Origin of the sequence: Monoglobus pectinilyticus, from assembly GCF_002874775.1 — a bacterium.
Lineage (GTDB): Bacteria > Bacillota > Clostridia > Monoglobales > Monoglobaceae > Monoglobus > Monoglobus pectinilyticus.
Genome location: NZ_CP020991.1, coordinates 1,166,021 through 1,178,821, shown reverse-complemented (window position 1 = coordinate 1,178,821; position 12,801 = coordinate 1,166,021). Strand labels below are relative to the sequence as shown.

Genomic DNA, 12,801 nt, shown 5'->3' with positions numbered 1-12,801 from the left:
TTAGAGAGGACGTCTTTAAGGAGACGTCATTTATTTTGTAAACTTATTAACTTAATTATAAATTTAGGAGGTATTCATTACTATGTCAACTTATATGGCTAAAGCTAATGAAATCGAAAAGAAATGGTACATTATCGATGCTGCCGGCAAACCTCTGGGTAGAGTTGCAGCTCAGGCTGCTACAATCCTGAGAGGAAAACACCGTCCGGAATATACTCCGGGTGTTGACTGCGGCGAATATGTTATCATAATCAACGCTAAAGACGCTGTTCTTACCGGAAACAAGCTTCTTCAAAAGAAATGGTACAGACATACCGGTTATATTGGTCACCTTAAAGAAGTTTCTTATAAGGACTTAATGGAGCAAAGACCTGAAAAAGCTATGGAATTAGCTGTTACAGGCATGATTCCGCATAACAGTCTTGGCAGAAAAGAATTAAAGAAACTTAGAATTTACGCAGACGACAAACACGAACATGCTGCTCAGTCACCGATTGAGTGGACACGTGAGTTTTAAGAAAGGGGACTTATATAATTATGGCAGATTCAGTACAGTATTACGGAACAGGCAGAAGAAAGAGTTCTGTTGCCAGGGTTAGATTGGTGCCCGGCACAGGTAAGATTACAATAAACAAGAGAGATATTGACGATTACTTTGGTCTTGAAACTCTGAAGGTTGTAGTTCGCCAGCCGCTGGACGCTACAAAAACCTTAGGCAAGTTTGATGTTTTGATTAATGTTAACGGCGGAGGATTTACAGGACAGGCCGGAGCTATCCGTCATGGTATAGCAAGAGCTCTTCTTGAAGTTGATGATGAGTTCAGACCTGTTTTAAAGAGTGCAGGATACCTCACACGTGACCCACGTATGAAGGAAAGAAAGAAATACGGACTCAAAGCAGCCCGCCGTGCACCACAGTTCTCAAAGAGATAACATTCAAACTTCTCACGACTATTGAAAGCCTTTATTTACGGGGTTTTTGGAGTTGTCAGATGTTGTGAAAAGTTGCAAAAAGTGTGAGATAAGTAACACACAAGCAACACATATGCAACAAAGTTATCTGAAATACAAAGATTTTAAAAGAGATGTTTTTCGTAAAAGAAAGACATCTCTTTCTTTGTTTTCTCAGATTTTATTAATTGCATCTATTAACTCCCTAACATCTAAATGAGTATAAACTTTTTCGGTGAGCGTCATAGCACCGGAATGTCCTACAATTTTTTTGATTGTGGTTTGGGAAACTTTTGCTTCTGCAAGCATTGATATACAAGTATGACGGCAACAATGTGTGGTCTTGTCAAAGCCTAAGTTTACCATTAAAGGTATAAAATAGCTGTCGTAGTAATTACGATATTTGAATTGTTCTCCATTTTCAGTATGTAAAAGGTATTCACTATCGGTATCATCATACCAAGCTTTAAAGAATGGTAATACCTTATCTGCAATGGGGACTTTTCTTGTGCCATTTTCTGTTTTACTGTCAATGACATCAAAGTATTGTTCATCCAAGTAAACATCACTTTTCAGTAAATCAAGCATTTCAGAAATACGGACCCCCGAATAAATCAGCATAAGAACAATTTGATAATATTTATCCTCTTGCTGCATCCAAATGCGGTCAAGCTCATATTTGTCAAATTTATTCCTATCTCTCCTGTTAGGATTGCGGTCTTTGTATTTTAATATATCTACAAATTCAGCGTAATTCTTATTGCACACATCATTTTTTAATGCGTATTCATACATTTGACCGAATAATACCTTTAGCTTTCTTAATGTAGGGAAATTCTTACCACAAGTATCTACTACATACTGCAAATCTGCAAGCTTAATTTCTTTAAATACTTTGTTATATAATGTTCCGCATAGTTTATATGAAGCCTTATACCCTTTTACATTAGAATCTGATATTGTGGGAAATTTGCTTGCGGACCACTTTTCAAAAATCTCTTGGAAAGTAATTTTTGAGGAAGATACATCAAATGGATTTTTGTTATACTCTGCAAGCATTTGAAGTCCGTCTGCCTTTGTAGGCGCATAACCTATTATAATATATTCCTGCACCTGTTTGTCCTTTTCCTTATCGTATCGCCAGCCTGCCGTCTTTCTGACTACATAAGGATTTCTTCTTTTGCCGGATAGTTTTACGACGCTCCCATATCCGTTGGGGAATCTCAATTCTCCTAAACCTCCTTCTAATTAAGATTATTTATGATAAAGAGCTTATTGCTCGTCATCATCATTTTGTAGTGCTTTTTTTGCCTCTTCTTCACGAAGCTTTTGTAATTTTTGCCTATCCAATTCATTACGGCGTTCTATAAATGTTCTTCTATCCAATTTTTCATATACCTTATCTGTAAGGGTGCATTTACTGTATGATTCAATTTTCATATCTTCCCATGCTTGATATGCTTCATAGTCCATCCAATAAGTTTTTAACGCCTCTCTGTTATTTAAAAATGTTTCCATAACAATGCAGAAATCAGCGTTGTACATAGCTTCCTCATCTTGACCATCAAATGTAAAAGAGCATTGCCATTTCCCGTCTTTACCAACTCTTTTAATTTCCATATTATAAGAAATTTCATTTTTTCTATCCATTTCAAAGAAAAATGCAAGAACATCAGATAAGGTTTCAACTTTTATATGAGATGCATCATACCCTATCAAATAATTAAGTGTAGTATTCAATACTTCCGCAATTTCTGCTAATGTCGAAAGAGGAATGTCAATTTCTCCGCTTTCGTACTTTTGAACCGTCCTTAGTGATTTACCAAGCTTATCCGCTAAATCTGATTGATTTATTCGATTATACTTACGAATTTGGGCAATTCGTTCGCCAACAAGTTTATTTAATTCGTTCACTTTTAATCACCTCTGAGGACATTATAACACATCTATTTATGAATTTCAAGTACATTTACGAATTTTAATTGCATATTTTTATTAAAAAGGTATTGACAAGTCGTAAAAGTTCGTGTATAATGATAATGCGTATTGAGAGTACGTAAATTTTATAAGAAGGTAATACGTATGAACGATCAAAGAACATTTATTGAAATCCCTAATTTTACGGGAAGAAATGTTCCTATAACAGAAATAGCAAAAGCAATAGGAAAAGATGCTCAGTATATACGCATCGGTTTGCAGCAAGGTATCTTAAAATTCGGTTATGCAATGAAGCTTGAAAATTCAAGTGAATTCAACTACTATTGCCCCGATAAAAAGGTTTGGGAAGAAACGGGATATTTTAGAGATACTGCAAAGTAAATTTATTCTGAAAAACTTTATATATAGGTTAGGAGGTGGTTCTATGTGAGTGGTAATTTCTTTATGATGAGTAATGATATTTTTAATGGTGATATAACCCCCTACGAGTTTACTGTGTATTCGTACCTTATGATGAAAGCGGACAGAAAAACCATGAACTGTTACCCGACTGTGGGAACAATCGCTTCGGCTTGTAATATGAGCAAAGCTCAGGTGCATAAGGTTACAGCCTCTTTAGAGGAAAAAGGGTTGATTACAAAAATCAAGCGATATAAGAATACGCAAAATGGTAAGAAGCATCAAACAAGTAACATCTATGTCATAGAGCCACTGCCTACACAATATAGAGGGAGTGCCTCTATAATAGATACCCACTCCCTATCTGACAAAGAGGGTAATAATCAAGAATAAATATATCAATACTCATTTATCAAAAACCACTACAACAAGAAGGTGAGGTTGTGGATTACAGCACAAAAAACTTTTACTATTATCTTGATGAATGTTATTTTCATCCCGAACGAGATAAGGAATTTTCTTCTGAAACCGAAAAGAATTTAGTAAGAAAGGCTATGGAGCTACTTTGGAACAAGGAAAGCATAGTTATTAACGCGATTACATACCAAAATCAAGAGATTCGACAAAAACTCATAGACAAAATGATGCCTGAAATTTTAGATAGAGCCGTAGAGGTTTATCGTGAAGCTAAAGACGTAAAATCTGAAACAGCATATCTTGCAAGTGTTATTTTGGGAACTCTTATAAACTACAATGCGTACATAGAGCGGTTATTCAGACAAACATTCAGAGGGTAAGTAAAGGAGAATTATACTAATCATTTTCACAGAGCCGTACACGGCTCTGTGGAGATGGTTAGAGAAAATAAATAATAATTTTAAGGAGGAATCTATCAATGAAAGAAAGATTTATAGAAAACGGAATTGAGTATGTAAAAAAAGGAGATTATTATATCCCCAATTTGAAAGTTCCTGAGTGTAAGTACGAGATTGGAAAGTACGGAAGATTAAGAAAGCAATATTTGAAATCAAACAAACCTTGTCAATACAGCATGCTTCTTATAACCGGAAAACTGTTTGACCATTTGCATGAGGTTGATGAGCAGGCACAGCAAATTTTAGACCAATTTATTAAGTCGGCAGAGCTGACTGCTCCCGACAAGGCTACACATCAAATGGAATGGATTGGACATTTTAATAACGCAAAGGCATATGCAGAGGAAATTATCTTTAGCGAGATAATTTATATTTAATGTTATAACAAGCACTGAATTTGGCATTACAAATTCGATTTTTAAGGGATGCCCCTAACACCCCAAACGTAGAAAGGCGGGTGAAATTATGAGGAATAGAACAAAGACTTTTTCTGTAAGATTAAGTGAAAAAGAATTTGAAAATCTTGAAAAAGCAATCAAAAAATGCGGTATAACTAAATCTGAATTTGTAAGAAAAACAGCCAACCGATATTTACCAAAAGAGCGACCGCCAAATGAATACAATAAATTCATAACACTTTTAACGGAAATCGGAAATGAGCTGTATGGAATTTTAGGTATAGCAAAATCTACGGGCAAGCTTGATGTAGATAAGCTTGAAAAACAAGTAAAAAAATTTGACGAAGCAATTTTAATAATAAACAAATTTTATACCGTGCCGGATAAAATCAAATTAAAAGAAGGTGCTTTGAAATAGCTACAACAAAAATATGGGATATAAAAGGCAGACTTGACTCCCTTATCAATTATGCAGCAAATCCTGAGAAAACAGACAATAATAAATTTTCAGAAAAACAGATACAAGCTTTGCATGATATTATGGAATATGCTTCGGATGATTATAAAACGGAAAAAAGATTGTTTGTATCGGGTGTCAATGTTACACCCGATACTGCAACACATAAAATGCAACAAACGAAATTAAGATTTGGTAAAACGAATGGTATAATTGCATTCCATGCCATACAGAGCTTTAAACCTGGCGAGGTAACTCCTGAAATTGCTCATAGTGTTGGTGTAAAGCTTGCAAAGGAAATTTGGGGAGATAGATTTGAGGTGGTAGTTGCAACTCACCTTAACAAAGAGCATATACATAATCACTTTGTAATTAATTCTGTTTCGTTTGTTGATGGCAAGAAGTATTACGATAATACTGCTAATTATAATCGTATGCGAAAGGTGTCGGACAGACTTTGCGAGGAACATAATCTGTCAGTAATACGAAATCCAAAAGGTAAAGCCAAACATTATGCAGAGTGGTATGCCGAAAATAATGGATATCCCACAATACGAGGTCAGGTAAGAGATGAAATTGATGAAATAATCAAGATGTCGTATACAATGGATATATTTTGGAAAACGCTCAAAAAGCGAGGTTATGAAATTAAAGATTGCAGAAAGTATATTGCTGTTAAGCCCACATTTGCAGAAAGATATTTACGAATTGATAACCTTGGCGAGAGATACACAGCAGAAGCAATAAAACAGCGTATATCCAATGCTCGTAATGGTATAAAAGAATTTTATGCACCTACACTGGATTATAATTTTTGGCTTAAGAAATATGAACCTGTAAAGCTTAAAGGATTTAAGGCCTTGTATTATCATTATCTGTATCTGTTTGGACGAATACGCAAAAGAGAAACACCGCAGAGAGTATCGTTTTATATGCGTGATGAACTCATCAAATTTGAGCGTTATCAAAAGCAGTTTCGTTTTCTGTATGATAATGATTTGGAAACAACGGAACAGCTGCAAAACCGAAAAATATCTGCACAAGCTGAAATTGAAGAATTGATAAGCAAACGAAAAACAATATATGGCAATCCCGAAAAGGACAATGAGAGATCCAAAATCAACAAAAGACTAGAGAAACTTCGCAAGGATGTGCGTATGTGTAAAAATATTGAGGTTGATTCAAAGCGTATAAGTGAAAGATACAAAAGAGCTTTAGAGCTTGAAGAAGATTCAAAGCGAGAAAACGAAAATAAAAGAAAAGGCATAGCCTATATGACAAAAAATAGGTAATTACGAAAGTGTTTAAATCTATAATTGTAATACTTGGAATTACTTTAATCACTACGTCAACTACAAATGCTACAGACGTACCGATAGAGTCGGAAGTTCTGCACCTTTCGGAAGATTGTGTGCTTGTTGCTGAAATTTTTATATCTGATGTGCTTACATAAGCGCAAAACAGCTTATGATATTACGAGGCAAGAGCAAAATCAAATCGTATAATATTCGGTGCTTGGCTTGGCTATTAAACAAACTGATATTTTTGCTGGAATTTATCCGTTATAACAATAACGCAAGGATCTAGAGATACTGACATAGCCGATTTGCTAAAAAAACAACTCCAAGATTATGTCCGCACCCCTACTCCAGCTAGTGAAACTTTAATACGCTGTGATTTTCTCTCACTCAAATTCTTCTGCTGTGTGAATAATCATTTGTCTATACTGCTCTTTGACTTCTTTAGGTGCAAGTATCTGAACCTTGCCACCGAAACCAAACACCCATCCGAAAAAGTTAGGGCTGACAGAAATATCTGTAAGAAGCCTGAATGAAGTCATATCATAAGCAAGAATTTTAACATCTTCCCCGAAACGATCAATCATCTTTTTCATCAGACTGTTATCACAGCGCAGGTCAACGGTTACTTCCTGACCATCATACATATTAAACACTTTTTTGATAACATCAGCAAGCTCAAAGTTATCCGGCTGAGGTACAATATCCGCTTCTATAATTTTCGGATTTGCAGCAATACGGTCTACTCGGAAGGTGACAACCTTATTCTTCTTATCGGAGTAGCCCATTACATAATAGTAATCTCCGCTCCAAACAAGGTGATATGGACTGAGGGTATAGATTTCGCCTTTATTTTTCAGTACCTTTTTCTTCAGCCCGGTATAGTCATAATATTGAAATGAAATCTTTTTTCCTTCATTGATTGCGTCATTTATGGTATCCACTATGTAATAAATCTGCTCATTATCCGGTTTAATCCGTTCGGCTACATAGTTGTTTCTTTTGAGTTTAGATACTTGACCTTCGCTTGTCAAAGAATGAATTTTGTCAATTAACGCTCTGCTTTTCTTTTCTGTAATAAACTTTGAAGATTCAACTGCATCAATCAACAGCTTCAACTCCGGCAACTCAAACTTACGGCTTGCAACAAAATATTTGCTTTGAGTCGAATGAATGGTCACGATGTCCATCCCAAAGTCTACGAGGGCAGCAATATCTTTTGATATAGTGGTTCGATGGGCATAGATACCAAACTCTGTATTTAATATTTCTATAAGCTGACTTGTAGTTAGCGGATGTTCCTCGTCAGTTTTTTCTTCTAATATTCTTTTGAGATATAAAATTCTTGGTTTATTATATTCTGCCATATTTGTACCTCAATATCATTTTCTATTTTTGCAGAATTCTTTTAATTTCTTCATAAATTATCATAATTTCATCTTTTGTGTTATTTTTACTCAAAGAAATTCTAATGGTGCCGTTCGCATATTTCTCGTCTAATTTTATTGCTTTTAATACGTGAGAAATATTAGTATCTTTACCATCACAAGCTGAACCAGTAGAAACACATATTCCCTTTAAGTCTAAACGATGGAGCATAGCTTCACCATTCTGATTTTTAAATGAAAGACTAATAGTCCCCGGTAGTGTATTATTGCCACCATTTTTTATGATTTCCTTATTATTTGAAACTCCAAGTAAATCTAATAAATCTTTTTCCAGTTCCCTTACCTTACTCGTGTTTTTTTCTATTTGTTCACAGTTCTTCTTTAATGCATAAGCCATACCAACAATAGAGGCAATATTTTCTGTACCTGCTCTTAATGATGATTCTTGAGCTCCGCCGTCAATATAGGGGATAAGCGGAGTTCCGTTCTTTATGTATAGAAATCCTATTCCTTTAGGACCGTTAAATTTATGGGCAGATGCAGATAACATATCAACATCTAAGTCTTTCACATCGAGCTTTATATGTCCAACAGCTTGTACAGCATCAGTGTGAAACAACGCCCCCGACTTATGTGCAATTTTCGCTAATTCTTTAATTGGTTGTATAGTACCAATTTCATTATTTGCAAACATTACAGATACTAAACTTGTTTGTTTTGTAACTGCTTTAGACAATTCATCTATTGTTATTAAACCTTCTTTTGTTGGTTTGAGATAGACCACTTCACATCCCATACTCTCAATAGCTTTAGTGCTGTTTAAAATAGCGTGATGTTCTATTTCAGATGTAATAATTCTACCTTTATTATTTAAGAAAAATGTTCCTTTTATTGCCCAATTATCGCTTTCTGTACCACCAGAAGTAAAGTAGATTTCTTCTGGTTGGGCGTTAATACATTCTGCAATTATTTGCCTTGCATTTTTTAAAGCTTTTTTACTTGCTCTTGAAAATGAATAGGGTTGTGAAGCATTGCCATAATCGTTTAGCAAATATGGTTTCATAGCTTCGAAAGCTTCATCATCAAGTTTTGTTGTTGCTGCATTATCAGCGTAAACCAATTTTTTCATAAACACATCCTTTAATACTTTTGAAAGCACTTTGTTTTCGTTTTGATTTACAAAAACAGAGTACAACCTTCCTCTTTAAATTCTTCGATTTTATCCAACAATTCCTCAACTGTACAACCTAAATACTCTGCAAGACAATCCATACAATAAAAATTGGTAATATCAATTCCCAAAAGCTTTTTATTTATACCAATCGTATCTTTTTCTAAATCATTTTTTCCGCAAATAACACAATCAATTTTCATTACTAATATCCCTCACCGAAAAACTTGGTACATTTTTACCCTTAAATTCAGAATCAAGAATACCGAGCTGAATCTTTATAATTCCTCTCATTTTTGTAGCAGGTCTTAAACAATAGCGATTAAATTCACGAACATTTACATCATCAACAGAACGAACATTAGGGAACAAGAGTTTTAGATACGCAGTACATATTCTTTTTACAGCTTCAGTATCTCTTGTGTCAGAATGTTCCGGAACTTCTACCAATTTATCAACAATAGCACGATAACTGGCATCATCACGAAGCATATGCATAATCGTACAAAAATACTCTGAGTTTAATGCCCAACTGGAAATTTTTAAATCATCGTGCATTCTTGGAATATCCCATCCTTTAATAAAACCGTGGAATCTGTCTAATAATGCACTTTCGTGAAAAGCAGTAGGTAATTCGGAAAACATACTTTTATATTCGTCCATATTATCCTGACTAATATTTCCTAACAGAATAATTCCTGAATCTGCCACACCTTCATAATTTCCTACCGTAAAAACGCCAGACTCCATATAGCCTTTTAGTGCTGCTCTCATTTCATCTATATCAGTAAAGGAAATGGTCTGAACTTCATCTAATGCTACATAGTCGTTATTGCACACAAGTCCTTGTGTCCTTTTGCTAATGTCATAAAACATTTTTGCTCTGGACATTACTCCACCAGAAGAAAGCCATCCAAATTTACTTACTCGCCCAAACAAGTATGATTTACCAGTACCCTTTGGTGCAAGTTCTATCAAGTTGAGTCTTTTTTCAATAAATGGCAACAATCGAGTTAGCATAGCTAACTTTTGATGTTCATCTTCATAGCCATCAGCATTATAGTCAATTGCCCCCAATAAAACATCAATCCATTCACTGACAGTAAATTCGCTTCTTACATCTTTGTAATAATCAAGATCTATTGTATACGGACAAAAATTAGTGAAATTAGTCAACTTGATTTTACCCGGCATCTTTAGTTCTTCATCCGGCAACCTGTAGCCTAATTCGACAACACCCCAAGTCTCTTTTCCTTTAACCAATTCATCTTTGCACTCTTCCCAAACATATGGTTCAATGATCGTTTCTTTATTTGTTAAGCCAAAGTCCGGTAAAGCAAATGTGATTTCTTGATTTTTAATGTTAATATCGACCGTAATCTTTGTAAGAATCTTTACTCGTTCGTTTTCTACAATGATTCGATTTTTTATACTTATCCACTCATCCTTACGGGGGAGATAAGTGTGAATAAAATCTGTAAGTTCGTCTATATCAAAATTACCTTCATCGTCACCAAATTTTTTTAACAACCAATCTCGAAGGAAAGACGGTAAACTTAAAGCCGAAAAGAAATTGCTTTTTTTAAGGTCTTTATAAACAACCATTTCATCAAAGCATTCTCTAAGTTTTTCTTGCATTTCTTGTCCTCCTTATAGCAAATCTTTTTCTTGTGAGCTTTCTTTCTTAATTTCAAAAGATAAGCCGGTAGCAATTAAATTATTTGATGCATAAACATCAACACTATATCTCTTAGCTTTTTTTAACTGTGGCATATCTACAAGGTACATATTATTATCTTGTTCTTTAGCGTCATAATACTTTCCGTCAATAAGAACCGCAACGTTTTGTAGTTTTGTCTTAGAAAATAGTCTTATAGCTGCTTTTTTCCTAAAGCTAACTGTAATAACTTTTTCGATAATAGACACTTCAATATCCTCAGCAAATTTAGTGATTTCAATAATAGGCACTACAACCTCTTCTAAAGTAGCACCTCCGTGCACCTCAACATTTGCTTTTCTGCCACCTTTGAAGCGGTCATAATTAGCAATAACCCAAAAACCATCTTCTTCTGTTGCAAATTCACTTTTCACATCTGCATCGGTTTTAGGGCAACATCTTCCAGAGTGTTCTCCCTTTGACTGCATTTCCCACATATTTTCAGTTTCGTGTATTACTGCCAATCTACTAGCACCGTGGTCTGATACCATAATAGCTTTTTCACAGTTCCCTTGAGTTAGCTTTAATTTGATATTATCAAGCGTTTCGTCAATAATTTCTAGCTCTCGTATTATGTGAATAGGTTGTTTTCTCTGTCTGTAATCGTAATCGTTAGTGCCGTGATGTTTGATTTCATCCAGTTCTTTTATTGAATTTACTAAAAGTCCTCTTGTTTCGAAATCACTTACAAATTCTTTGTTCTTACTTGTGATAGATGGTAAATTAGCACAACAGATTGTTGTATTAGCCATCAGTTCTTTCTCTTTACACTTAGCAAGAATATATGACAGATATTCGACACCCATCGCATCCATAAAGTATAGCTGTGAATCAGTTTTATCAATCTTATCCATTTTTGCAGTTCGAGGTTCAAGTATCAAATTATACTCTCGAAGTCTTGCCTGCTGTGTCATTAGTTCCTCTAATTCCGGAATTACTTTGTTAATTACTTTGCTATATGTATACATAGAAAAGTAATTATCCAATAAAGGCACATTGTATCTATAATCACGAATATAAGCATATAGGTCAGGATATACGAGGGAGAGTATTTTCTCTATTTCATTTTTAGAAGTGTTTTGATAATACTTTTCAAGCAAGGTTATTATAAGTTCCTTTTCTTGCCTTGTATTATCTGTTAAGTAATAAATAGCTTGTTCTTCTTTTTGCAAAACAACCTTGCAAAAATCAACAACCTCATTTAATGGATTTCCGAAAGCCATTAGCAAAGATTTTCTTTGTTGATAGAACTCGTTGAAATCATAATCTGTATGTTTCTTTTCCAATATGCTTCTAAACACTTCTCTTATTAACTGCGAATATGTTTTAGAATTATTTGCTGCCATTGACAAACAATTATTGTTTTTGGCTCCAAAGAGTTTTAATGCAATATAATATAACCATTTTTTCTGTTCAGAATATCCGCTATAACTTGGGATTGCTATCTCAAGACTTTGATGACTGCCAAACTCACTGTCACATATTTCAGTAAATGATTTCCCTGAATTCATTTTAGTAAGTAAATAGTCCCATTGACTTGAAGTTCCGAATGTTTCATCAAGTGAAGATAAAACAACATCTTTTCCAATGATGACCTCATACGCTTTGCTCATATCTACTATTGTATAAATAGATTTTGGGTATGTATCCTTATGTTTTGTTGTTATCACAAAAATCTTTTCTTCATTTGAATTTTCAATTTTTTTGACAACCTTTTCAATTCCATCAACGATACATTCGTCCGAAGGAACTGGTAGTTCCCTCGACACAAAGACTATTTGGGGTAATGACGTCTCATCTCCATCAATCAAACAAATACTGCGTGATAATCTTGGGTCAGAAAAGTTCAATTGTTTCTCACATTGATATGTCATAACTACAACGTGACCGGAAATAGTCATATTGATGATGCTTACTAAATATTTTTTTATTTCTTCTTCTCCGTAGAATCTTAAAAATGAAGTCAACCCTACAAGAAAACATTTTTTCTTTTCGGTTGAAATATTGGCTAACAGGGTTTCTATACGAGGAAGCTCATCTTTATTGCAAAATTCAGAAGCATCAATAATGTCATTATCATCCACGGAGAAATGGGTTACTATTCTATCTAAATCATCACCATTTTGAACATTTACAAGTAACGGTTGAGCAATTTCTGATGCCAAATATTTAGTTATCTTTTTTATACAAGCATCAAGTTTCATCCCTG

Annotated in this window: 16 protein-coding genes; 9 read left to right on the top strand and 7 right to left on the bottom strand. The window is 34.5% G+C overall.

Annotated features, from left to right (window positions below; all coding sequences use genetic code 11):
- Positions 1-82 precede the first annotated feature (82 nt).
- Both rplM and rpsI read left to right on the top strand, forming a co-directional pair.
- Positions 83-517, top strand: a complete 435-nt coding sequence (gene rplM / locus B9O19_RS05255) for a 50S ribosomal protein L13 (protein ID WP_102365426.1) — start codon at positions 83-85, stop codon at positions 515-517.
- A 20-nt stretch (positions 518-537) separates the two neighbouring features.
- Positions 538-933, top strand: coding sequence for a 30S ribosomal protein S9 (rpsI, locus tag B9O19_RS05250; RefSeq protein WP_102365425.1), 396 nt, complete (start codon positions 538-540; stop codon positions 931-933).
- A gap of 192 nt (positions 934-1,125) precedes the next feature.
- Here rpsI and B9O19_RS05245 read toward each other — a convergent pair whose 3' ends face one another.
- The gene (locus B9O19_RS05245; protein ID WP_102365424.1) at positions 1,126-2,178 is read right to left on the bottom strand and encodes a tyrosine-type recombinase/integrase; all 1,053 of its coding nucleotides are present in this window, start codon (positions 2,176-2,178) and stop codon (positions 1,126-1,128) included.
- A 45-nt stretch (positions 2,179-2,223) separates the two neighbouring features.
- Positions 2,224-2,865, bottom strand: a complete 642-nt coding sequence (locus B9O19_RS05240; protein WP_102365423.1) for a helix-turn-helix domain-containing protein — start codon at positions 2,863-2,865, stop codon at positions 2,224-2,226.
- A gap of 168 nt (positions 2,866-3,033) precedes the next feature.
- Here B9O19_RS05240 and B9O19_RS05235 point away from each other — a divergent pair, with 168 nt between their 5' ends.
- The 7 genes from B9O19_RS05235 (at position 3,034) to B9O19_RS11640 (ending at position 6,471) form a co-directional block, all read left to right on the top strand.
- Positions 3,034-3,270 (top strand): hypothetical protein, encoded by a 237-nt coding sequence (locus B9O19_RS05235; RefSeq protein WP_102365422.1) that lies wholly within the window; start codon positions 3,034-3,036, stop codon positions 3,268-3,270.
- 45 nt (positions 3,271-3,315) lie between these two features.
- Positions 3,316-3,681, top strand: a complete 366-nt coding sequence (locus B9O19_RS05230; RefSeq protein WP_102365421.1) for a helix-turn-helix domain-containing protein — start codon at positions 3,316-3,318, stop codon at positions 3,679-3,681.
- A 50-nt stretch (positions 3,682-3,731) separates the two neighbouring features.
- A complete protein-coding gene (locus B9O19_RS05225; RefSeq protein ID WP_102365420.1) occupies positions 3,732-4,085 on the top strand; it encodes a hypothetical protein in 354 nt (117 codons plus the stop codon).
- Positions 4,086-4,183: 98 nt separating this feature from the next.
- Positions 4,184-4,540, top strand: coding sequence for a TnpV protein (locus B9O19_RS05220; protein ID WP_102365419.1), 357 nt, complete (start codon positions 4,184-4,186; stop codon positions 4,538-4,540).
- 88 nt (positions 4,541-4,628) lie between these two features.
- A complete protein-coding gene (locus B9O19_RS05215; RefSeq protein ID WP_102365418.1) occupies positions 4,629-4,979 on the top strand; it encodes a ribbon-helix-helix domain-containing protein in 351 nt (116 codons plus the stop codon).
- A 122-nt stretch (positions 4,980-5,101) separates the two neighbouring features.
- Complete coding sequence (locus B9O19_RS05210; protein WP_330400571.1) at positions 5,102-6,310, top strand: relaxase/mobilization nuclease domain-containing protein; 1,209 nt, start codon at positions 5,102-5,104, stop codon at positions 6,308-6,310.
- A gap of 8 nt (positions 6,311-6,318) precedes the next feature.
- Positions 6,319-6,471 (top strand): hypothetical protein, encoded by a 153-nt coding sequence (locus tag B9O19_RS11640; protein WP_158648921.1) that lies wholly within the window; start codon positions 6,319-6,321, stop codon positions 6,469-6,471.
- Between the two features lie 231 nt (positions 6,472-6,702).
- Here B9O19_RS11640 and B9O19_RS05205 read toward each other — a convergent pair whose 3' ends face one another.
- From B9O19_RS05205 to pglZ, 5 genes are read right to left on the bottom strand one after another with little or no spacing between them, the layout of a single operon-like run.
- Complete coding sequence (locus B9O19_RS05205; RefSeq protein WP_102365416.1) at positions 6,703-7,683, bottom strand: helix-turn-helix transcriptional regulator; 981 nt, start codon at positions 7,681-7,683, stop codon at positions 6,703-6,705.
- Between the two features lie 22 nt (positions 7,684-7,705).
- Positions 7,706-8,833 (bottom strand): cysteine desulfurase family protein, encoded by a 1,128-nt coding sequence (locus B9O19_RS05200; RefSeq protein ID WP_245863026.1) that lies wholly within the window; start codon positions 8,831-8,833, stop codon positions 7,706-7,708.
- Between the two features lie 47 nt (positions 8,834-8,880).
- Positions 8,881-9,078 (bottom strand): hypothetical protein, encoded by a 198-nt coding sequence (locus B9O19_RS05195; RefSeq protein WP_102365415.1) that lies wholly within the window; start codon positions 9,076-9,078, stop codon positions 8,881-8,883.
- Complete coding sequence (gene brxL / locus B9O19_RS05190) at positions 9,068-10,513, bottom strand: BREX system Lon protease-like protein BrxL (protein WP_102365414.1); 1,446 nt, start codon at positions 10,511-10,513, stop codon at positions 9,068-9,070. The genes B9O19_RS05195 and brxL overlap by 11 nt, the downstream gene beginning before the upstream one ends.
- 12 nt (positions 10,514-10,525) lie before the next feature.
- Positions 10,526-12,796 carry a BREX-4 system phosphatase PglZ gene (gene pglZ, locus B9O19_RS05185; protein ID WP_102365413.1) on the bottom strand — a complete coding sequence of 757 codons (2,271 nt, stop codon included), beginning with the start codon at positions 12,794-12,796 and terminating at the stop codon, positions 10,526-10,528.
- Between the last annotated feature and the right edge of the window lie 5 nt (positions 12,797-12,801).